Here is a 21593-nt window from a genome sequence, read left to right as displayed (position 1 = left end):
CCTATCGCTGGAAAGCGTCGATGACGATGAGGGTGACGAAGAGCACGAGGCCCACCGCGAACCCCGACGCCAGGGTGATCCAGCTCCACCTGGTGAGCTTCCTGGCGTTCTCCAGGTCCACGCTGGACTGCCCGATGGCCCGCCCCGCGAGGATCGCGCCCACGATGCCGAAGACGTTGCAGCACGAGAAGATGGCGATGAGGTTGAGCACCAGCGAGACGATGGCGTTGGTCCGCGCGCTGTCCACGTTGCGCTGCATGGGCGGCGGCGGGTAGGCGTTGTAGCCGTAGCCGGGGGGCGGGGACTGGCCGTACGGTGCGCCGTAGGGCTGGTAGTCGCCGCCGTAGGGCTGCTCGAAGGACGGGCCGCTGCTCACACGTCAACATTTATCACGACTTCGTGGTCAACCCGGCGGGGATACCGTCATCCGTCCGCCAGACGGGCGCGCAGGGCCTTCCGGTCGAGCTTGAGCACGCTGGTCACCGGGATGTTGTCCACGAACCGGATCTCCCGCGGGTACTTCACCCGCCCCACCCGCTCGCGCGCCCACCCGACGAGCTCCTCCGCGGTGGCCGTGCTCCCCGGGCGGAGCTGGACGAAGGCCACGACCTCCTCGCCGACCCGCGGATCGGGCCGCCCCACCACGCCCGACAGCACCACGTCCGGATGCTCGTTGAGCGCGTCCTCCACATCGCGCGGGAAGACGTTGAACCCGCCGCGGATGATCAGGTCCTTCTTGCGGTCCACGACGTAGAGGTAGCCGTCGTCGTCCAGGCAGCCGATGTCGCCGGTGCGCAGCTCGCCGTCGACGAGCGCGGTGGCGGTGTCCTCGGGGGTGCCCCAGTAGCCCAGCATGAGGTTCTCCCCGCGCACGCAGATCTCGCCCACGTCGCCGCACTCCATCGGCTCGCCGGAGGGGTCGCGGATGACGATCTCGTAGCCGGGCAGCGGCAGGCCCACGCTGCCGACCCTGCGCCGTCCCGGCGGGTTGAACGTCGTGACGGCGCTGGTCTCGGTCAGGCCGTACCCCTCGAGGATCTGCACGCCGGGCACGCGGCGCTCGAACTCCTCCAGCACCCGGCGGGTCAGCGGGGCCGCGCCGCAGGTCAGGAACCGCAGGTCGGGCAGCTCGGGGAGGTCCTCCGCGAGGAGCATCTGCAGCATGGCCGGGACGACCGTGCCGTACTGCACGCGCTGCTCCCTGGCCAGCTCCAGGAACGCCTTGGGCTCGAACCAGCGCATCAGCACGGCCTGCTGCGGCTCGGTGGCGTGCATCCCGGCGATCGTCACGATCAGCCCGTAGGCGTGCGACAGCGGCACCGGCACGATCGCGCGGTTGACGCCCTCCAGGTGGGACATGGCGTAGGACTCGCGGGCGACGTTCCACAGGCCGCGGTGGCTCAGCATGACGCCCTTGGCGCGCCCGGTCGTCCCGCCGGTGTACATCAACGCGGCCAGGTCGGTCTCGTCCCGGTCGACGACGCCGTGCTCCTCGGCCCGCTCCAGCTCGGCCGTGCCGACCAGCACGGGCACGTCCACCCCCGCGGCCTCGACGGTCGGGAGCAGCTCGGGGGAGGTGACGACGAGCGAGGCGCCGCTGTCGGTCAGGATGTGCCGCAGCTCCTCGGCCCCGACGAGGAACACCACCGGCGTGACCACCGCGCCCGCCGCCCAGACGGCCTGGTACAGGATGGGCACCTCGGGGCTGGTGGCCATCATCACCACGACGCGGTCGCCGGGCCGTACGCCGCGGCGGACCAGGCCGCCGCAGACCCGCCTGGCGCGTGCGGCGAGGTCGTGGCTGCGGTGCCAGCGACCCTCGTAGAACAGCGAGTCGTAGTCGCCGAACCGGTGCCACGACTCCTCGGCCAGCCGTCCTAACGTCTCGCTCACGAACACCACCATGATCCGGCCCCCTGGCGGGAGTCAACCTCCGGCGGCCGTCAGGTCAGCTCGGCGACGCCGGTGATGCGGTGGAGCGCGAAGCGGTGGACCGCCGCCCGCGTCTCGTCGTAGGCCGTCAGGTAGCCGCCCTCCATGCGGGCCGGCTCCAGGATGCGCGAGGTGGCGTTCCCCTGCGAGTCCAGGTACCCGATCCACACGCGCACGCCCTGGCGGATGGCCTCCTGGAGCGCGGCGATCGTGGCCGTGGCCGGACCTCGCGGCACCTGGCCAGGGGGAGCCTCGGCCGGTCCGCGTCGCGCGTCGCCCGCCCGCATGGCCCGCACGGCCGCCACCGCCACCTCCGGGTCCAGACCCGTGGGCGGTACGGCGGGCGGGCGCGCGGGCGCCTCGGTGCGGCGCGCGTCGGGCCGGCTGATGACGACGTCGCCGTCGATCGACTCGGCGACCGGGGCGTACCCCATGGCCCGCAGCGAGTCGACCAGCACGGCGCGCGAGGAGCGGGAGGCGATCACCGTGGGCGCCAGGCGGCGCAGGCGCAGCGGGGCGGAGCGGCGGTCCGCGGTGATCTGGTCGAGCAGCGCCGGGTCGTCGCAGCGGACGTAGGCGCCGGCCGTGCCGACCCTGATCCGCCCGTGCCGCCGGGCCACGTCGCCGATCAGGTAGGACAGCGGCTGGGGCACCGGGGTGGCCGAGTGGCGGGCGAGCGTGGACAGCAGCTCGTCGGCCGAGTGCCCGGCGTCCAGGGCGCGGCGGACCGAGCTCTCGGTGAAGCGGTAGACGGTCGCGCCGCCCTTGGACTCCACGTCGGCCGACAGGGCCAGCCAGCGGTTGAGCTCGCTGGTGAGCGGGCCCGGCGCGACCGCGGTGAGGTCGGCCTGCAACAGGATGTGGTCAACGGGCTGGGGCAGCAGCGGCGACAGCGCGCCCGCCGCGTCGCCGCCCTCGACCAGGGCCCGGCCGTGCGTGGCCAGCACGCCCATGCCGGTGACGCCGACCTGCTCGGCCTCGCGCAGCGTGAACTCCACCAGCTGGTCGCGCAGTACGGCCCGGCGGCGCGGCTGCTCCCAGGCCAGGCGCGCCTGGACCGACTCCGCGGCCGGGGCCAGGCCCGGCGGCAGCACCCTCAGGGCGGCCAGCCGGATGCCGGGCGCGGCCGTGCGGCGCAGGTCGGGGTGGAGGGCGTTGAGCAGCCGGTCGCGGTCGTCGCGCTCGCCGATCAGGCCGGGGACGCGGTCCATGCGCAGCCACGCCCCGGCCAGCGTCACCCACCGGTCGGCGGTGTCCCTGACCCGCCACAGGTCGTAGGCCGAGGTCGGCACCCAGTCGCCGTCGGCGGCGAGCAGCCCGGCCGCGTGGGTCACCTCGACGACCAGCGCCGTGGTCCACTCGGGCAGGTCCAGCAACCCCGCCGTACGCTTGAGGTCGCGCACGCCCAGCCCGCCGGTGCGCAGCACGCCGGGCGGCTCGGCGCTCCACCGCTCGCACAGCTCCTCCACCGCCCTGACCAGCTCGAACGCCTGCCCGGCCGCGGTGCGGTCGGCCAAGTCCTGGTCGCGGGCGGCGCCCTCCAGGGCGGGCGGCACCGGCGACACGTCGCGGTGTACCCGGCCCTCCCGCAGGTAGAGGCCGACCTCGCGGGGCAGCGTGACGCTCTCCTCGCCGGTGGCGGCCAGCAGCCCCCGCGCCAGCAGCTCCTCGATCGGCGAGCGGGCGGTCGCGACGGTCACCTCCCGCCGGGCGTTCGGCACCCTGCCCGTGGGCGGCCCCCACGTCAGCTGTCCCAGCGCCGCCCTGGCCTCGGGCGAGACCTCCTCGATCAGCTTGCCCGGCTCGGCCAGCGCCGCGGCCAGCCGTTCCTTGCCGCCGCCCGCCGTGCCCGGCGCGATCTCGTCGGCCATCTCCTCCAGCCGCTCGGGCGGATGGTGCCGGAACACGTCCACCGCGGGCGGCCCCAGCCCGGCCGGATCGTCGAGCACGGCCCGCACCCCGGGAGCCAGCCGCAGCTCCTCGTCCGGCCCGTACACCAGGGCCAGCTCGCGCAACCGCGCCAGCGCCCGGCCGGGCGGCGCCCCCACCGCCTCCTCCAGCCGCTCCACGGCAAGGGGCTCCTCCAGTACGGCCAGCGCCTCCACCAGGGCCAGGGCGAAGCGGTCCAGCCGGTCCAGCGCCCGGCCGACGGCCGAGGGGCTGGCGGCGCGCGTGGCCAGGCCGTCGAGGTGGGCGGGCACCGGAGCGACCAGCTCGGGACGCGCCAGCACCAGCGCACGCAGCTGGTCGTCGGTGCGCCCCCGCAGCCACTCGGTGAAGGTCATCCCTGAAATGGTATGTCGCTGTACGTTGAACGATGTGATGGAGAAAGCCGACCAGCTGGTGCTCAGCTACGTCAGCAAGGCGGCCGACCTGGCGCGCGGCAGGCTCCGCCCGGAGCAGCGCCTGGACTTCGTCAACAGGCTGCGCGCCCGCATCGAGCAGGAGCGCGGGGGCAGCCAGGACGCCAGGGACGTGGCCAAGGTGCTGTCCCGCTTCGGTGACCCGAAGGTGCTGGTGGAGCGCGAGGTGCGGCGGCTGACGCCGCCGTCGGCCGAGGAGCCGCCGACCGCGCCGCTGCCACCCGCCACCGTCAACCCGGCCGCGAACCCGGCCCCCGCTGGCAACCCGGCCGCCACTGTCGGCCTGGCCGCGAGCCAGGCCGCCGCCGTCGGCTCGCCCGCGGTACCCCCCGGTGTGGCGCTCGGCAGGCGGCTGGCTCAGGAGCAGCTGGCCAGGCGGCACTCGCAGCGCGGCCCGGTGCCGTCGCCCTCCCCCGGTGCGATGCGATCGCCTTCGCCCGGCCCGCTGCCGCAGGCGGCGCCGCCCCGTCGGCGGGACATCGCCACGATCATGCGCCTCCACACCCGCGAGGTCACGGCCATGGCCGTCCTCCTGGCGGCCGCGCTCGCCGTACCCCTCAACCTGGGCGCGGTCGCCATCTTCCAGGTTCCGGTCCTCATCTGGGCCATCGGCACGGTCCTGCTGCTGGCGAGCGAGACCTGGCCGCTGAACGACCGGGTGACCGGCCTGGCCGCGCCGATGGCCGGCTACACCGTGGGCGGCGCGCTCGTGGCCGCCCTGCGCGCGGGCGGCGACTCCGGTCTCGACCGCTTCCTGGCCGAGTTCTGGACGGTCAGCGGCGTCATGTTCATGATCGGCACCGCGCTGGGCCTGCTGTGGCTGGGCTACCGGCTGGTCGAGCTCAGCTGACCCGCCCGGGCGCCGCGCCGGAGGGGCGGCCGACCAGCACGGCCGGGCCGGGCAGCAGCCCCAGCGCCAGGCGCACCCATCCCGCCACGAACTGGTCCTTCTCCGCGTGCCCCGGCGACTCGCCGACGGTCTCCTGGAACAGCCGGTAGTGCACCACCGCGCCGCCGAGGACCGCCGCGATGCCCGCCCAGTCCACGTCGACCTCGGCGTACTCGGGCTGCATCTTGAACCACGTCACGATGGCGTCGAACATCGGCTGGAGCAACCCCTCGCGGACCACCGCCACCAGCTCGGGGAACTGGCTCAGGTCGCGGAAGAACACGCGCGTGAGCTCGCTCTCCTCGCGCACCTTGGCCAGCCCCGCCCGGCACAGCCGTGCGAGCCGTACCTCCAGGTCCACCGAGGGCTCCATGCCGTTCAGCTCCGCCAGGCTCTCGGCGACCTGGGTGCGGGTGCGGTTGGCGTGTTCGTTGATGGCCGCGGCGAGCACCTCGTACTTGGACTTGAAGTGGCGGTAGAGGCCCCCCGCCCCCGGGGACAGCCCGGAAGCGGCCTCGATCTCGGCCACCGAGGTGGCTGAGTAGCCTCGCTCGGCGAACAGCCGCAAGGCCTCGTCGACGATCCGCTGTCGGGTGCTCATAGTTTTCTCAGGATACCCGCGAGGACCGAGCCGATGATCAGCCAGACCACGGCCGCGAGACCGTAGTTCACCAGCGCCTCCCATCGGTCGTCGGCGAACTGGAACAGCCCGGCCAGGCCCAGGGACAGGCGGCCGGCGGCGGACTCCACGACCTGGTACCACACGTTGGCCGGGTTGGCGCGGAAGACGATGAACAGGGCGTGGAGGACGAGGACCAGGGCGGCCAGGCGGGCGGCGAGGCCGACGACCGAGGCGGCCAGGGAGGCCGCGCGCCGCGCCGGGGACGGGCCGGGTCTCGGGACGGGTTTGGCGGGGCGGTGGGGAGGAGGGTGGGATCCGGCCGACGACACGGCGACCAGGCGGTCTCCCGATTCCCCTGGTTTGGGGGTCTCCGTCATGGTGACTCCTTTCCCCAGTTCAACGGTCCCACAACGGGTGCCGTTACGGCATCCTCAAGGGCGTGGGGAATGTGGGCTTTGATCTGGATATGACCCTGGCGGACACGCGGCGTGGCATCGCGGCGGTCTACGACGAGCTGTCCAGGCAGCTCGGCGTCGTGATCGACAGCGCGGTGGTGGTGACCCGGCTGGGACCGCCGCTGGAGCAGGAGCTGGCCAACTGGCTGCCGCCCGAGGAGGTGCCGGCCGCGGCCGAACTGTTCCGCCGGATGTATCCGGACGTGGCCGTGCCGATGACGACCGCGATGCCCGGGGCGCGCGAGGCGGTGGAGCGGGTGCGGGCGGCCGGGTTCGACGTGATCGTGGTGACCGGGAAGAACACCCGCGACGCCCGGCGCACCCTGGAGCACCTGGGCCTGGCGGTGGACGACGTGGTGGGCTCGGTGTTCGGGGCGGCCAAGGGATCGGCTCTCGCAAGCTTCGGCGCGGCGGCTTATGTTGGAGACCACGTCGCCGACATCGCGGCGGCGCGAGCCGGCGGCGCCGTCAGCGTGACGGTCGCGACGGGTCCTTACACGGTGGGCGAGCTGCGAGAGCACGGAGCGGATGTGGCGCTGAGCGATCTGACCGAATTCGCGGCATGGTTCGACGGTTTTTACTCGGTCGCCCGACCGTCTGGCGGGGCATAACCTACTTCCACCCAACTTTTCCGACAGTGTGAACGAGGTCTCCTGTGCCGAGTGGCAAGGTCAAGTGGTACGACGCCGACAAGGGTTTCGGCTTCCTCACCCGCGACGACGGCGGTGAGGTGTTCGTGCATTCCTCCGCGCTGCCCGCCGGCGCCCCTCCGCTCAAGCCCGGACAGAAGGTCGAGTTCGGCGTGGCGGAGAGCCGCCGTGGCCAGCAGGCGCTCTCGGTCCGCGTCCTCGAGCAGCCCCCGACCCTCGCCAAGGCCAAGCCCAAGGCCAAGCGCAAGAAGCCGGACGAGATGGTGGTCATCGTCGAGGATCTGATCAAGCTCCTCGACGGTCTGTCCGAGACCTACCGCCGGGGCAAGCACCCCGACGGCGCGCACGCCAGGAAGATCGCCGCGGTGCTGAGGGTGCTCGCCGACGACCTCGACTAGGGCTCGACCGGGGCTCGACCAGGGCTCGGCTAGGGGCCTTGCGGGTTGGTCAGGGGCTTGGTCGTCTCCAGCGTCGTCCCCGGAGCGGCTGTCCCCGGGGGTGCCGTCTCCGGATCGGCCGTCTCGGGGGCGGCCGCCCGCGAGACGGCGGCCCGGACCCTGGCCTCCCGCCGCCTGATCCTGGTACGGCGGCGCACCACCAGCCACACCAGGCCGGCGCCCAGCACGACGGCCAGCGTGACGAGCCCCGCCCTGCCGTCCTGCGTGAGCGACATCATCAGCCCCGCCAGGCCCCCCACGACCCAGGCCAGCTGGAGCATCGCCTCCACCACGCCGAAGGTGGACGAGCGGATCTCCTCCCCGATCTCGCGCTGGACCACGGCGTCCAGCGCGAGCTTGCCCAGCTCCTGGGTGAAGGCCGCGACCAGGGCGATGACCAGCGCCGACCACAGCGTGAAGACGATCGCCGTCGTGGCCGTGATGGTCAGCGCCAGGAACAGCGTGAGCAGCACGATCACCTGGGGCGAGTGGTTGCGTGCCCAGTTGGCGACCGCCGCGCCGAGCAGGCCGCCCGCCCCGGCTCCGGCGGCCAGCAGGGCGATGGTCTGCATGGGCGGCAGGCCCGGCAGGTGGTTCTCCTGGATGAGGAAGAGCAGGAAGAACAGCAGGAAGCCGGAGAAGAACCGGATGCCCACGTTGGCCAGCATCGACTCGGTGACGGCCGGGCCCATGTGGAGCAGGGTGCGCCAGCGGGGCCGCCCCTGCTCCTCGTCGGCGTCGGGCGAGTCGACGTGGCGCGGGAGCCGTACCGTGTAGACGCCGGTCATGATGAAGATCACCATGGCCAGGCGGAGCGTCCACGGGACGCCCAGCCAGGCGGTCAGCCCGGCCGCGACGGGGACGGCGACGCCCGCGGCGACCAGGGAGAACAGCGCGACCCTGGCGTTGGCGCTGACCAGGGTGATGTCGGCGGGCAGCACGGCCGGCATCATGGCCGCGCGCGAGACGTTGTAGGCCTTCGACAGCACCAGCACGCCCAGCGCGGAGGCGAAGAGCGTCAGCAGGTCGTCGGAGGCCACGGCGGCGGCCATCGCGAAGCAGAGCAGGCCGCGCCCGAACAGCGTGCCGGCCATGACGAAGCGCCGCCCGGAGCGGAACCTGTCGAGGATCGGGCCGACGAACGGCGCGGTGAGCGCGAACGGGATCATCGTGACGACCAGGTAGAGCGCCACGCTGCCGCGCGCCTCGCCGACGGGCAGGCCGAAGAAGACGGTGCTGGCCAGCGCCACGGCCACGACCGCGTCGGCCGCGCTGTTGGCGGCCCCGAGCTCGATCAGCCGGCCCAGGCCGGTGCGGTCGGCGCCCTTGGCGTGGGTCAGGCGGCGGGTGGCCCGGCCCAGGCGGCGGGTGCCGCGTGCCGTGCTCTCGGCCACGCTCCTGGCGCCGCGGCCGACGGCCTTGGCGCCGCGTGCGGTGGCCCGCCCGGCGTCGAGGAGCCCGCGGCCCACGCGCCGTGACGCCTCTCCCGCCTTTTCCCAACCGTCTGCCACGCCTACCAGTCTTACCCGGTCGTTCGGATGGGAGACAATGAAGTGTGAGCCAACCGATGACCCCGGCATCGAGTGCAGGAGCGGGCGCCACCATGACACGGACCAGGAGCCGAGCCGCGGCCGACCAGGCCTGCGTGGCCGCGGTGGACCTGGCGCGGGAGGCGGCCGAGGAGCTGGCCGCGCCGAGCCAGGTGGGCGAGCATCTCGGCCACGAGGCGGAGGGCGACAGGGTCGTCACCCACTACTTCGCCTGTCTCGACAAGGCGTATCGAGGCTGGCGCTGGGCCGTCACCGTGACCCGCGCCTCGCGCGCCAAGAAGGTCACCGTGAGCGAGGCCTGCCTGCTGCCGGGCGCCGGCGCGCTGCTGGCGCCGCAGTGGCTGCCGTGGAGCGAGCGGCTGCGCCCCGGCGACCTGGGCGTGGGCGACCTGCTGCCGACCCCGGAGGACGACGACCGGCTCATGCCCGGCTTCGCCGAGACCGACGACGAGGTCGAGCAGCAGATGGTTTTCGAGTACGGCCTTGGCCGAGCCCGCGTGCTCTCGGCAGTCGGCAAGGACCGCGCCGCCAGGCGGTGGTACTCCGGCGAACACGGGCCGCACACGCCGATCGCGCACGCCGCTCCCGCGCAGTGCTCCACCTGCGGCTTCTACTGGCCGCTCGCGGGATCGCTGAAGCTCGAGTTCGGAGTCTGCGCGAATGAGTACGCGCCCGACGACGGCAAGGTGGTCTCCGCCGACCACGGCTGCGGCGCCCACTCCGAGGCGGCCGTGATGCCGCCGCCCGTCGAGACGACCCCGCCCATCCTCGACGACATGGGCTACGACGACCTCGGCTCGGTCGACGAGGCGGCTTCGGAGGAGCTCGGCCATTCCTGACATCCACGACACAGCACTGAATATGGACGACGTTTTCGGTACCGCTCGGATGCGCGCGGCCGTCCTGACCGCATGGCAGGCCTCGCCCGCCCGCTTCCGCGAGGACGCCAACGCCGAGGAGGACTTCGCGCTCGGCGGCTACCGCGACCGGTTGATCGTCGAGCTGGCCCAGAACGCCGCCGACGCCGCGCTGCGGGCCGGCGTCCCGGGCGTGCTGCGGCTCACCCTGCGCGGCGACGTGCTGACGGCGGCCAACACCGGCGAGCCGCTGACCGCCGCCGGCGTGGAGGGCCTGTCGACGCTGCGCGTGTCCGCCAAGCGCGACGACGTGGGCGCGGCGGGCCGCTTCGGCGTCGGCTTCGCGGCGGTCGTGTCGGTCACCGACGCGCCGTCGATCGGCTCGCGCGGGTCGGCGGCCGTGCGCTGGTCGCGCGTCGAGACCTCGGCGATCGTGGCGGGCACGCCGGAGCTGGCGGGCGAGCTGGCCGACCGCGGCGGGCACGTGCCGCTGCTGCGCCTGCCGTTCCCGGCCGAGCCGATGGACGTGCCCGACGGCTTCGACACCCTGGTACGGCTGCCGCTGCGCGACGCCGCCGCGGTGGAGGCGGTGCGGGTCATGCTGGCCGAGACCAGCCCCGCGCTGCTGCTGGGCCTGCCCGCCCTGGAGCGCATCGAGATCGACATCGACGGCGACGAGCGCGTGGTGACGGCCGAGAGCTGGCGCGTGGTGTCCGCCTCGGGCGAGTTCACCCCCGAGCAGGTCGCCGAGCTGTTCGCCGACCGGCCGACCGAGGAGCGGGCGCGGCCGTACTGGTCGGTCCGCTGGGCCGTGCCGGAGGAGCCGGGCCCGCTGCCCGCCACGGTGCGGCCGGTGGTCCACGCCCCGACGCCGAGCGACGAGCCGCTGGACCTCCCGGCGCTGCTCATCGTGTCCTTCCCGATGGCGACCGACCGGCGGCACGTGGCCAAGGGGCCGCTGACCGACTTCCTCGTCGAGCACGTCGCCGAGGCGTACGTGGAGCTGCTGCGGTCGCTTCCGCGCACGCCCAGGCTGCTGGACCTGGTCCCGGCCCTCATGGGCAAGGGCGAGCTCGACGCGATGATCCGGCGGGCCATCCTGCGCAGGCTGCCCGACGCGCCGCTGCTGCCCGCCCTGTCGGCCCCGGCCCCCGCCGTGCAGACGCCGTCCTTCGCCGACGCCGAGCTGTACGACCCCGACGCCGAGTGGACCGTCGAGCACCCCGTCCCCGAGCCCGGGCCCGACGGGTGGGTGGTCAGCGGGCGCGAGGCCGCCGTGGTGCCCGCCTCCGGCGAGCTGCTGGAGGTCATCGCGCCGATCGTGCCGGGCCTGCTCCCGGCCGGCTGGCCCGCCCGGCACCCCGCGATGACGGTGCTGGGCGTGCGCCAGGTGGGCCTGGCCGACGTGGCCGACATGCTGTCGGGCGAGGTCGTGGAGGGCAAGGACCCCGCCTGGTGGCGCGCGCTGTACGACGTGCTGCCCGGCGACGACCCCGAGGCGCTGGGCGCGCTGCCGGTGCCGCTGGCCGACGGGCGGCTGGTGCGCGGGCCGCGCGGCACGCTCATCATGCGCGACGGCGGGCTGGAGGACCTCGGGCCGCTCGGCCTGCGCATCGTGCATCCCGACGCCGCCCACCCGCTGCTGCTGCGGCTCGGCGCGGCGGAGGCGACCCCGCGGACGGTGCTGGAGGACCCGCTCACCAAGGCGGCCGTGGCCGAGTCGCTCGACAACCCCGACCACGAGGCCGTCGCGCGTGCCGTCCTGTCCCTGGTCGACGCCGCCGGCATCGCGCCGGGCGAGTGCCCGTGGCTGGGGGAGCTGGCCCTGCGCGGCGCCGACGGCGAGCTGTACGCCGCCGGCGACCTGCTGCTGCCCGGCGGCGCGCTGGCGCGGATCCTCGAGGACGGCGTGCTCGTCGCCGACGACCTGGTCGAGCGGTACGGCTCCCGCGTCCTGGTGGCGGCGGGCGTGCTCGACGGCTTCGCGGTCGTCAACGACCACGACGTGCTGCTGGACCACGACGAGTGCGACCACGACCTCGACGGCGAGGACGAGTGGCTGGACCACGTCCTGGACCTGCTGCCGGACGACGTGACCGGCACAGGGCTGCCGCCCGTCGTGGCGGACTTCAGCGCGGTGCGCGACCTGGAGCTGGTCGCCGACTGGCCCGCGGCGCTGGAGCTGCTGACCAGGCCGCCGCTGCGTGCGGCGCTGCTGCCGCTGCGCGTCCAGGGCGTCGAGGTGCCCTCCTACACGGCCTGGTGGCTGGCCGAGCACCCAGTCCTCGACGGGCGCCGGCCGCGCGAGCTGCGGCTGCCCGGCGCCGACCCGCTGCTGACCGGCCTGTACGGCGACGCGCCCCCCGGCCTCGACGACGCCGCGCTCGCCATGATCGGCGTCCGCACGACGCTGGCCGACCTGCTCGCCTCGCACGGCGGCCCCGAGGAGCTGCTGGACCTCATGGCCGACCCGGAGATCGAGCTCGACCGGGCGCAGCTGCGGTCGCTGTGGATCGCTCTGGCCGGGGTCGACCCCTCGCGCGTCGCGCCGCCGGAGCGGGTGCGTGCCGTACGCGACGGGCAGATCGTCGTGGCCGACGCCGAGGAGGCCGTGGTGGTCGAGGCGCCCGACCTGCTGCAGCTGGTCGCCCACCGGCCGCTGGTGCTGGCGCCGTTCGACCTGGCCGAGGCGCTGTCGGAGCTGCTGGAGTTGCCGCTGGCGGGCGAGGTGGCGGCCGGGGAGGTGACCTCGTCGGGCGAGGTGCGCCGCGTGCCGCCGCAGGTGCGGTCGCTGGTGCCGACGGCGCCGGAGACGTACGTCTACCACGACAAGCTGGTGGTCGACGGCGTGGAGTGCACCTGGCGCTTCTACGACGGCACGGTGCACTGCTCCAACGTCGAGGGGCTGGCCCGGGGGCTGGCGTGGGCGGCCGGGCAGTGGGGCGACCGGCTGGCCGTGGCCGCGCTGCTGCGCGACCCGGCGGCGGTGCCGTTGCTGCTGGCGGAGGCGGACCTGCAGTAGGCGGCGGGCGGGTCAGTCGGCCTTCCGGCGGGGGCGGAAGCGCCTCACGAACCAGATGCCGAACAGCCCGCCGCCGATGGCCGCGACGCAGGTCCAGATCCACCACCGGTTCTCCGGGGCCGGGGGGAAGATCAGCAGCGCGACCAGGGCGAGGACCCACAATCCGGTGCCGACGAGGATGGTGGCCTGGTCATTCGTCTCGATCGGCTCGGGGTCGGGGTGCCATTGCTGCTTCACAGCACCAAGACTATCTCGATCCGATCACCCGACCTTTCGGACTTTGCCCTCGTCTGTCACTCTGCGCACATGAGCTCGCCACTTGACCGGTTCTTCCAGATCACCGAGCGTGGGTCGACCATGGCCCGCGAGGTCCGCGGTGGTCTGGCCACCTTCTTCACGATGGCCTACATCGTGGTTCTCAACCCGCTGATCATCGGGACGATCCCCGACGCCGACAAGCAGTATCTGGGCGACGGCAGCGCACCCAACATCGCGCTGGTCGCCGCGGCCACCGCCTTCGTCGCCGGGGTGATGACCATCCTCATGGGCGTGGTCGCCAGGGTGCCGTTCGCCCTGGCCGCCGGGCTCGGGCTGAACGCCTTCGTCGCCTTCGGCGTCGCCTCCCAGATGTCCTGGGAGGACGCCATGGGCCTGGTGGTGCTGGAGGGCATCGTCATCGCCGTCCTGGTGCTGACCGGGTTCCGCGTCGCGGTCTTCCGCGCCATCCCGCCCCAGCTCAAGACCGCCATCAGCGTCGGCATCGGCCTGTTCATCGCCCTGATCGGCTTCGTGGACGCGGGCTTCGTCCGCCGCGTCGCCGCCGGGCCGCCGCTGGAGCTGGGCATCGGCGGCCAGCTGGTCAGCTGGCCCCTGTTCGTGTTCGTCGTCGGCCTGCTCGCCACCGCGCTGCTCGTCGCCCGCCGGGTGAAGGGCGCGATCCTCATCGGCATCATCGGCACCACCGTCCTGGCCCTCATCGTCGAGGCCATCGCCCGCGTCGGACCGTCCAACGGCGGCAAGAACCCCGCCGGATGGCAGCTGAACGTCCCGACGTTCAACCTCGACCGCGTGGTGGACATCCCGGACCTGAGCCTGCTCGGGCAGTTCAGCCTCTTCGGCGGGTTCAGCAGGATCCCGATCGTGCTGGCCCTGCTGCTGGTGTTCACGCTCATGATCACCGACTTCTTCGACACCATGGGCACCGTGGTGGGCGTCGGCGGCCAGGCCGGGCTCATCCGCGAGGACGGCACCCTGCCCAGGACCCGGGAGATCCTGCTGGTGGACTCCGTCGCCGCGGCGGCCGGCGGCGCCGGGTCGGTCTCCTCCAACACCACCTACATCGAGTCGGCCGCCGGCGTCGCCGAGGGCGCGCGCACCGGCCTGGCCAGCGTGGTCACCGGCGTGCTGTTCCTGCTGGCCACCTTCCTCGCGCCGCTGGTGGAGACCGTTCCCTACGAGGCCGCCGCGCCCGCCCTGGTCGTGGTCGGCTTCCTCATGATGACCTCGGTACGCGACATCGACTTCACCGACTTCGACATCGCGATCCCGGCCTTCCTCACGATCGTGCTCATGCCGTTCACCTACTCCATCGCCACGGGCATCGGCGCGGGGTTCATCACCTACGTGCTGATCAAGCTGGCGAGGGGCAAGACGCGCGAGGTGCACCCGCTCATGTGGGTCGTGGCGGGGTTGTTCGTCTTCTACTTCGTGCTCGGTCCGCTCAGGGTGCTGCTCGGCTACCAGTGATCCGCCGCGGGACGCCGGTCCGGCGACCGGCGTCCGCCCGGCCGGAGGGACGTCACGGGGCGACAGGAGGCTCCCGCAGGCCGAACAGTGTGGGCAGGTCGACCAGCAGTACCCCGCCGCGGCGGCGTGCCGTGTCGATGAGGTCGCGGTGGAACCCCTCGGTGGAGAAGAGGGCGAGGACCGACGACCCTGTCTCGTGCCCCTGGCGGGCGAGCAGGTCCCTGAGGTGTTCCAGCCGGTCCAGGTCGGCCACGCCGCGCGGGGTCACGGTGGCCTTCGCCTCGCCGATCAGGTGGACGGTCGCCCGCCCGGCGTGCCGGTCCAGCGCGACGACGTCGATCTCGTGCCTGGCCTGCCCCTTGCCGTCGTTCACGACCGTGGCCGTGACCTGCTCGGCGGCGCCGTACGGCTCGGCGTTCCGCACCCATTCGCGGCAGCACTCCTCGAAGTGCGGTCCGAGGATGCGGGAGAGGAAGGTGGCCTGCGACCGCTGCCAGGCCTGCACGGAGCGGCCCGTCTCGACCAGGTTGAGCATCGGGATCGTGATGAGGTTGTGGAAGCGGACGATCGGATCGGCGAGGGTGATCACCGGACGGCGCTCCCAGAGAGGGTCCTTCTCGTAACGGAGATATCCGGCACTCCTGAGCGCTTCGACGGGCCGGGCCAGCATGGTTCTGTCCTGTTCGAGCAGGGCGCCGATCTTCGACGGGCTCGTGGCGCCGCGTGCGACGGCGTTGACGATGCCGTAGTGAAGCGCGCTGCCGGTGAACTTGGGGTCCTCGCGGAGCAGGTACTCGGCCTCGTGGGCGGAGTAGAGGGCCTGGCGGGGGTTGAGGACGGTGGCCGGGACCCAGGCGTCCAGCTCGGGGAGGCTCTGCGGCGGCGGCACGTTGGCGAGGTCACGGTAGCCGGGGGCGCCGCCGAGGATGGCGTGGACGCGCAGGGCCGTCTGCGGGTCCGCGATCTGCCAGTGTGCCGCCATGGTCGCCAGGTCGAACGGCGGGAGCCGCAGATCGAGCGTCGCCCGGCCGCGCAGCGCCTTCGTCCCGGACAGCAGGTTGTGCATGACCGACATGGCCGATCCGCAGATGATCAGGCGTCCGCCCGGCCCCTGACCGGCGCGTGACCGGTCGTAGAGCAGCTGTAGCAGGCCGGGGAGCTCCGGCGAGTGGGTCAGCCAGTACGGGAACTCGTCGAGTACCAGCACTCCCGATCGGCGTGCCGTCAGCTGGATGGCGGTGGCCAGCAGCGATTCCCAGTCGCCCCCGCCGAGGAGGTGTGGGCTGATGCCCGCGTACCGGGCGATGTCTGTGGCGAGACGCTCCCGCGCGGTGACTACGCCCTCCTCGGCCACCGCGGTGACGTAGAGGCCGTCGCCCTCCTCCGCGAGGGCTCGGAGCAGGAAGCTCTTGCCCACCCTGCGGCGGCCGGACACCAGGGCCAGTCGCAGCTGTGGGTCGGGAAAGGCGAGGAAACGGCTGAGTTCGGCCCAGTCGTCGTCCCGGTCCAGGATCCTGTCGGGCTTCCGCATCGGCGTCTCCTCTTTTGTATGCTCCTCAGCATACAAAAGTAGCAACAGATCTGCGTCGCCACACGAGGAGGATCAGAGCGCGCACAACGTACGCCGCGACGAACCACAGCAGGAAGCGACCATCGCTTGAGCGCCTTCATCGGCTTGGGCTGCCTGGCCGCCAGCGCGAGGGTGATCAGCAGGACACACGCGATGGCGTCCAGGTATCCCATCTCTGAGGTGCGAGTCAGGCCGCCGGCCACGAACAGGACGAGCACGCCGCCCATGCCCGCCAGCGCGTTCGTCCTCTGCTGGCGCTCGTCCCCGTTGACCGAAAGGATCGCCAGGGGAACCAGGTAGAGGGCGGGGAGCAGGCCGAGGCTCGTCAAGGCGACCGCCAGGGCGGCGATCCACAGGCAGAGGCTGAAGGCGCGGCGCATGGCATTCCGATCAAGAGGCGGGAGCCACTTATCAGGGGTAAGGCGACTACGCTCGACAGCCCCGGAGCGGGTATCACATGGCGAGACAGATCCGTAAATCGGAGGAATATACGTGGGCGTTGTGATAGTTAGCAAAGGTAATGACTCATGCTAACGAATCCCCCGAAGTTGGACCTGCGCAGCGACGCGGGCCTGGCATCAGCCCTGCGCGTGTCGCTGGCGCGGCTGACCAGGCGACTACGACGACAGGCGGCGGCGCACTCTCTGACGCCCACGCAGTTCGCGACGCTCGGCGACGTGGAGCGGCACCCAGGGATCTCGCCAGGCGAGCTGGCCGAGCTCGAGAAGGTGCAGCCTCCCTCGATGACGCGGGTGATCGCCGCGCTCGAGGAACGTGGATTGGTCGCGCGCACGCCGCATCCAAGCGACAGGCGCCAGGTGACCGTGAGCGTGACCGAGGCGGGCGCGGCCCTGCTGAAGGAGGAGCGCAGGCTGAAGGAGGCCTGGCTGGCTCAGCGGTTGAAGGAGTTGACGCCGGAGGAGCGGGCGGTGCTGCGGCAGGCGGCCCCCATCCTGGAGAAGCTCAGCAAGATCTAGAACCCGAACAACGCGGGACCGGGATGTTCCGGTCGCTCAGGGTGCACAACTACCGGCTGTTCGCGATGGGCAACGTCGTGTCCAACGTGGGCGGCTGGATGCAGCGCACCGCCCAGGACTGGCTGGTGCTCGACCTCACGCACGGCAGCGCGGCGGCCCTCGGCACGGCCACCGCGCTGCAGTTCGCCCCCATGCTGCTGTTCGGCATGTTCGGCGGGGTGCTGGCCGACCGCTACCCCAAGCGGCCCCTGCTGATCGTGGCCCAGACGCTCATGGCCCTGCTCGCACTGGCCATGGGCCTGCTCACGGTCACCGGCGCCGCCCAGGTCTGGCACGTGTACGTCATGGCCTTCACGCTCGGCCTGATCTCCTGCGCCGAGGTGCCCACCCGGCAGACGTTCGTGGTCGAGATGGTCGGGCGCCGGGACCTGCCGAACGCCATCGCGCTCAACTCCTCGATCTTCAACCTCGCCCGCGTCGTCGGCCCCGCCCTCGCCGGCCTGCTCATCTACGCCATGGGCACCGGGCCGATCTTCCTGCTGAACGCGCTGACGTTCGCCGCGGTGATCACGAGCCTGCTCTGCATGCGCAAGTCGGAGCTCAACCCGGCCGAGCCGGTGCCCAGAGCCAAGGGGCAGCTGCGCGAGGGCCTGCGGTACGTGCTGGGCAACGAGGCGCTGCTCATGCCGGTGCTGCTGGTCGGGTTCGTGTCGATGTTCTCGCAGTCGTTCTCGATGTCGATCGCGCTGATGGCGCGCGAGGAGTTCTCGGCGGGCGCCTCGTCCTTCGGGCTGGCCTCCAGCATGTTCGCCGTCGGCGCGCTCGGCGGGGGACTGCTCGCGGCGCGGCGGGCGCGGCCCACCCGCAGGCTGCTGCTGGCCGGGGCGCTCAGCTTCGGCCTGTTCCACCTCGCCTCCGGCCTGGCGCCGGTCTACCCGGTGTACCTGGCGCTGCTGGTCCCCACCGGGATAGCGCTCATCACGGTGAACACGGCGGCCAACGCGAGCGTCCAGCTGGCGGCCTCGCCGGAGATGCGCGGCCGCGTCATGGGCATCTACCTGCTGGTGTTCACCGGCGGCGCGCCCGTCGGGGCGTGGCTGACCGGCTGGCTGTCCGACCTGGGCGGGCCCCGGGCCGGCGCGGTGCTGGCCGGTGCGCTGGTGCTGGTGGGCACCGGGATCGCGGTGCTGCTGGCGAGGGCTATCGGCAGCAGGGCGCGGCGCCTGGCGCTGGCGGCCTGACGCCCTGTCCGTCGCCTGTCCGTCGCCTGTCCGGCGCGGTGGAGCACAATCGGCAAGATGAGGTTGTTCGCTGCCCTGATCCCGCCGGACGAGGTGCTGGACGAGGTGGCCGAGGCCATCGCGCCGTACGTCGGCCAGGTGCCCGGCCTGCGCTGGCCCGACCGCGCCACCTGGCACATCACGCTGGGCTTCTTCGGCGAGGTGGCGGAGGAGGTCGTGCCCGAGCTCGAGGTACGGCTGGCGCGGGCCGTACGCCGCCACCACGCCCTCGACCTGGCCTTCGCCGGGTTCGGCGCGTTCGCCTCGCCCCGGCGGGCGCGCGTGCTGTGGGCGGGGGTCGAGGGCGATTCGGCGGTACGGCTGGCGGACTCGCTCAAGGCAGGCGCGCGGCGGGCGGGAGCCGTACAGACCGACGACAAGCGCTTCCACGCCCACCTCACGCTCGCCAGGGCCAAGACCGAGCTGGACCTGCGCCCGCTGGTGGAGTCGCTGGCGGGCTTCCACGGCTCGACGTGGCGGGCGTCCACCGTGCACCTCGTGCGCAGCCACCTGGGGCCGCGGCTGAGGTACGAGTCACTGGCCGAGTGGGCGCTTCCACCCCCGCGGGCGAGTTAGGCTCCACAGCGTGGACCGTCCCCGCCCGTGGTTGCTCCCCCTCGTGCTCGCGCTGCTCCTGGTGATCGTGGTCGTCGGCGCGCTGCTGACCTAGCGGCCGTAGAGGCGCTCCAGACCGACCAGCAGCACTCGCGGATCGGCGCCCGCCGCCTCCCGAAGCTCCTCGTCGAACCCGGCGCCGCCGTAGCAGACCAGCTTGGCGTCGCCGGTGTCGAACCCCTTGACGGCCAGCAGGTCACGCGCCCGCCTCAGGCGCTGGAGATGGCGCAGGCCCATGACCTTGCCCCATTTCGCCTCGCCGAGCGAGAGCACCTTCTTCGGCTCGAAGGCCGACAGGACCGCCACGTCGATCTGGATCCGAGTGCGGCCGGCCGGATCGGGAACGACGCCGGAGGCGACCCGCCCGGGCAGGTCACCGAAGAGTTCGGGGGCGTTCCGCATCGTGAAGTCCCGGCAGATCTCCTCGAATCTCGGCCCGACCACCTGGGAACGGAAGCGCTCGGCGGACAGCCGCCAGGCATGCTCGGCGAGCCCCTGCTCCAGCAGGCTCCAGCTTCTGCGCATGACCCCCTCGTAGAAGGCGATGAGGGGTTCGCAGATGCGGTAGGTCGATTTGGCGGGGGCGAAGGCGTCCTCCTCCCGTGTGATGAGCTGGCTGTCCTCCAGGACGACCAAGGGATGGCCGATGTGTGTGGAGGGACGGCCGAGGTAGCCGGCGATGCCGCCGCGTGTGTTGTTCCCCGCGGCGATGGCGCTGAGCACCGAGTGGTACAACGCGGGATCGCGCAGCTCGGCCTCCTCCGCGAGGAGATAGCGGGCCTCACGGAAGAGCGGCACCGTGGGATTCAGCACGGTGCGGACGATCCAGGCATCGAACTCCTCGGCCGAGCCCGGCACGTCGTCGCCTACGAACTGGCGGCGGTACGCCGGGGTGCCGCCCACGACGGAGTAGAGCAAGACCGCCAGCTTCGGATCGTTCTCGCAGCTCCAGAACCGGGCCGCCGTCAGGTAGTCGAACGGCTTGACCACCAGCTCCAAGCTCGCGCGGCCCCGGAGCGGCGCGTTGCCGGCCAGCAGATCGCCCATCGCCGACATGGCCGAGCCGCACAGCAACAGCTTCGCGGCCGTGCCGTGCGCGGCTCCGCGAGGGTCGAGGGCGATCTGGAGGAGGGACGGCAGGCCGGGGCTCGCCCTGGACAGGTAGGGGAACTCGTCGATGACGATGAGTCCTCGAGGCACGAGCTGGTAGAGCTGCCTGATCGCCTGGTCCCAGGAGGGAAGATGGAAGCCGCCCGCGCCGCCGCCCACGTGCAGGGCGAGCGCTTCGCCGAATCGCCGCAGCGCGACGGTCTCGGTGTCGTCGTTGGCGGCGAAGAAGAAACCGCCCACCTGCTCGACGAGGGCACTGGTGAGGAAGGTCTTGCCCTGGCGGCGCCGCCCGCTGACGACACCGAGCGTGCCGTGCCCGGGCTCGGCTTCCGCGAAGCGGGTCAGTGCCTCCCACTCCTTGTCACGGGCGAAGACCTTGTCGGGCTTGGCGGACATGAGAGCGAATCCTTAGAGATGTGTCTCTAAGGAGTCTAACTCTTAGAGATACATCTCTAAGATTGCTTCACCAGGCGTAGTCCTCCGGCGCGGTCCGGTGCCCGGGGAAGATCTCGTCAAGCCGGGCCAGGGCCCGCTCGTCGAGCTCGACCTTCAGCGCCCGCATCGTGCCGTCGAGCTGCTCCAGCGTGCGCGGACCGATGATCGGCGAGACCACGGCGCGCTGCCTGAGCAGCCAGGCCAGGGCCACGTTGGCCGGCTCCTCGCCCAGCTCGTCGCAGAGCTTCTCGTACTGCTCGATCTTGTCGCGGTGCTTCTCCAACTGCTTGACCATGTGGTCCGTCGCCGACCGGCCCTTGTCGATCTTGCGGAGCACGCCGCCGAGCAGGCCGCCGCCCAGCGGGCTCCACGGGATCACGCCGATGCCGAGGTCCTCGCAGGCGGGCAGCACCTCGAGCTCGACGGTCCTGGTCAGCAGGTTGTAGTGAGACTGCTCGCTGACGATGCCGAACATGCCGCGCTTTTCCGCGACATTCTGCGATTTGACCAAGTGCCAGCCGGCGTAGTTGGACGTCCCGACGTACAGGATCTTGCCCTGCTGGCGCAGGATCTCCATCGCCTCCCAGAACTCCTCGAAGGGAGTGCTGCGGTCGATGTGGTGGGCCTGGTAGACGTCGATGTAGTCGGTCTGCAGGCGCCGCAGCGAGTCGTCACAGGCGCGCCGGATGTGCAGGGCCGACTGCAGGTTCTCGTTGGGCCACTCGCCCATCTTGCCGTGGAACTTGGTGGCCAGCACCGTCTTCTCGCGCCTGCCTCCGCCCTGCGCGAACCACCGGCCGACGATCTGCTCGGTGACGCCCTCGCCCAGCTTCCAGCCGTAGACGTCGGCGCTGTCGAAGAAGTTGATGCCCAGCTCGTGGGCCCGGTCCATGATGGCGAAGGAGTCCTCCTCGCTCGTCTGGGGACCGAAGTTCATGGTCCCGAGGCAGAGGGGGCTGACCTTGAGTCCGCTGCGTCCGAGGTTCACGTACTCCATGGACGCCACCCTATGAACCTGGAGTGCGCTCCAGGCTAGACCCAATGCCGTATAGATAGGCGTTGGGTGCTTGTGTCAAGTCGCCT

At 72.2% G+C, this 21593-nt stretch carries 19 protein-coding genes; 9 read left to right on the top strand and 10 right to left on the bottom strand.

Features of this window, described 5'->3' with window-relative positions; translation table 11 throughout:
- Window position 1 precedes the first annotated feature (1 nt).
- The 3 genes from BSB02_RS37225 to BSB02_RS37215 are packed head-to-tail and all read right to left on the bottom strand — an operon-like array spanning window position 2 to window position 4217.
- Window positions 2-376 carry a hypothetical protein gene (locus tag BSB02_RS37225; protein ID WP_084965714.1) on the bottom strand — a complete coding sequence of 125 codons (375 nt, stop codon included), beginning with the start codon at window positions 374-376 and terminating at the stop codon, window positions 2-4.
- Window positions 377-423: 47 nt separating this feature from the next.
- On the bottom strand, window positions 424-1893 hold the full coding sequence (locus BSB02_RS37220; protein ID WP_206185097.1) for a class I adenylate-forming enzyme family protein: 1470 nt from the start codon (window positions 1891-1893) through the stop codon (window positions 424-426).
- 50 nt (window positions 1894-1943) lie between these two features.
- Complete coding sequence (locus tag BSB02_RS37215) at window positions 1944-4217, bottom strand: helicase C-terminal domain-containing protein (RefSeq protein ID WP_084965712.1); 2274 nt, start codon at window positions 4215-4217, stop codon at window positions 1944-1946.
- Between the two features lie 37 nt (window positions 4218-4254).
- On the opposite strand from BSB02_RS37215, the gene BSB02_RS37210 reads away from it, so the two are divergent.
- Entirely contained in the window at window positions 4255-5145 is an 891-nt protein-coding gene (locus BSB02_RS37210) for a hypothetical protein (RefSeq protein WP_084965711.1), read from the top strand.
- On the opposite strand, the gene BSB02_RS37205 is transcribed toward BSB02_RS37210, so the two are convergent.
- Together BSB02_RS37205 and BSB02_RS37200 are read right to left on the bottom strand one after the other, a co-directional pair.
- Window positions 5138-5785 carry a TetR/AcrR family transcriptional regulator gene (locus tag BSB02_RS37205; protein WP_084965710.1) on the bottom strand — a complete coding sequence of 216 codons (648 nt, stop codon included), beginning with the start codon at window positions 5783-5785 and terminating at the stop codon, window positions 5138-5140. The two genes, BSB02_RS37210 and BSB02_RS37205, sit on opposite strands and share 8 nt — an antisense overlap.
- Window positions 5782-6183: a hypothetical protein gene (locus tag BSB02_RS37200; RefSeq protein ID WP_143591666.1), complete on the bottom strand. Its 402-nt coding sequence runs from the start codon at window positions 6181-6183 to the stop codon at window positions 5782-5784. Before BSB02_RS37200 ends, BSB02_RS37205 begins: the two co-directional genes overlap by 4 nt.
- Window positions 6184-6245: 62 nt before the next feature.
- Here BSB02_RS37200 and BSB02_RS37195 point away from each other — a divergent pair, with 62 nt between their 5' ends.
- Window positions 6246-6872 (top strand): HAD family hydrolase, encoded by a 627-nt coding sequence (locus tag BSB02_RS37195; RefSeq protein ID WP_276206396.1) that lies wholly within the window; start codon window positions 6246-6248, stop codon window positions 6870-6872.
- A 44-nt stretch (window positions 6873-6916) separates the two neighbouring features.
- Window positions 6917-7309 carry a cold-shock protein gene (locus tag BSB02_RS37190; protein WP_084965707.1) on the top strand — a complete coding sequence of 131 codons (393 nt, stop codon included), beginning with the start codon at window positions 6917-6919 and terminating at the stop codon, window positions 7307-7309.
- A 29-nt stretch (window positions 7310-7338) separates the two neighbouring features.
- On the opposite strand, the gene BSB02_RS37185 is transcribed toward BSB02_RS37190, so the two are convergent.
- Window positions 7339-8859 (bottom strand): MFS transporter, encoded by a 1521-nt coding sequence (locus tag BSB02_RS37185; RefSeq protein ID WP_240507002.1) that lies wholly within the window; start codon window positions 8857-8859, stop codon window positions 7339-7341.
- Between the two features lie 92 nt (window positions 8860-8951).
- Between BSB02_RS37185 and BSB02_RS37180 the strand changes: the two genes are divergently transcribed.
- Both BSB02_RS37180 and BSB02_RS37175 read left to right on the top strand, forming a co-directional pair.
- Window positions 8952-9737, top strand: coding sequence for a DUF3027 domain-containing protein (locus tag BSB02_RS37180; RefSeq protein WP_084965705.1), 786 nt, complete (start codon window positions 8952-8954; stop codon window positions 9735-9737).
- Window positions 9738-9759: 22 nt separating this feature from the next.
- Window positions 9760-12777, top strand: coding sequence for a sacsin N-terminal ATP-binding-like domain-containing protein (locus BSB02_RS37175; protein WP_084965704.1), 3018 nt, complete (start codon window positions 9760-9762; stop codon window positions 12775-12777).
- A 12-nt stretch (window positions 12778-12789) separates the two neighbouring features.
- Here BSB02_RS37175 and BSB02_RS37170 read toward each other — a convergent pair whose 3' ends face one another.
- A complete protein-coding gene (locus BSB02_RS37170; protein ID WP_084965703.1) occupies window positions 12790-13014 on the bottom strand; it encodes a DUF2530 domain-containing protein in 225 nt (74 codons plus the stop codon).
- A gap of 69 nt (window positions 13015-13083) precedes the next feature.
- On the opposite strand from BSB02_RS37170, the gene BSB02_RS37165 reads away from it, so the two are divergent.
- Window positions 13084-14523, top strand: coding sequence for an NCS2 family permease (locus BSB02_RS37165; protein ID WP_084965702.1), 1440 nt, complete (start codon window positions 13084-13086; stop codon window positions 14521-14523).
- A 52-nt stretch (window positions 14524-14575) separates the two neighbouring features.
- Here the strand turns inward: BSB02_RS37165 and BSB02_RS37160 are convergent, their stop codons facing one another.
- Window positions 14576-16054, bottom strand: a complete 1479-nt coding sequence (locus BSB02_RS37160; protein WP_084965701.1) for an ATP-binding protein — start codon at window positions 16052-16054, stop codon at window positions 14576-14578.
- A gap of 566 nt (window positions 16055-16620) precedes the next feature.
- Between BSB02_RS37160 and BSB02_RS37150 the strand changes: the two genes are divergently transcribed.
- From BSB02_RS37150 to thpR, 3 genes are read left to right on the top strand one after another with little or no spacing between them, the layout of a single operon-like run.
- The gene (locus tag BSB02_RS37150; protein WP_084965699.1) at window positions 16621-17070 is read left to right on the top strand and encodes a MarR family winged helix-turn-helix transcriptional regulator; all 450 of its coding nucleotides are present in this window, start codon (window positions 16621-16623) and stop codon (window positions 17068-17070) included.
- A gap of 23 nt (window positions 17071-17093) precedes the next feature.
- A complete protein-coding gene (locus tag BSB02_RS37145) occupies window positions 17094-18311 on the top strand; it encodes an MFS transporter (protein ID WP_084965698.1) in 1218 nt (405 codons plus the stop codon).
- Window positions 18312-18368: 57 nt separating this feature from the next.
- Complete coding sequence (gene thpR / locus BSB02_RS37140; protein WP_084965697.1) at window positions 18369-18926, top strand: RNA 2',3'-cyclic phosphodiesterase; 558 nt, start codon at window positions 18369-18371, stop codon at window positions 18924-18926.
- Window positions 18927-19016: 90 nt separating this feature from the next.
- Here the strand turns inward: thpR and BSB02_RS37135 are convergent, their stop codons facing one another.
- The gene (locus tag BSB02_RS37135; protein WP_084965696.1) at window positions 19017-20471 is read right to left on the bottom strand and encodes an ATP-binding protein; all 1455 of its coding nucleotides are present in this window, start codon (window positions 20469-20471) and stop codon (window positions 19017-19019) included.
- Between the two features lie 67 nt (window positions 20472-20538).
- A complete protein-coding gene (locus tag BSB02_RS37130; RefSeq protein WP_084965695.1) occupies window positions 20539-21507 on the bottom strand; it encodes an aldo/keto reductase in 969 nt (322 codons plus the stop codon).
- Window positions 21508-21593: the final 86 nt, after the last annotated feature.

The sequence above is a fragment of the Thermoactinospora rubra genome, from assembly GCF_002093975.1.
Lineage (GTDB): Bacteria > Actinomycetota > Actinomycetes > Streptosporangiales > Streptosporangiaceae > Nonomuraea > Nonomuraea rubra_A.
The sequence above is the reverse complement of the archived record's forward strand: the minus strand, read 5'-3'. Positions and strand labels throughout refer to the sequence as shown.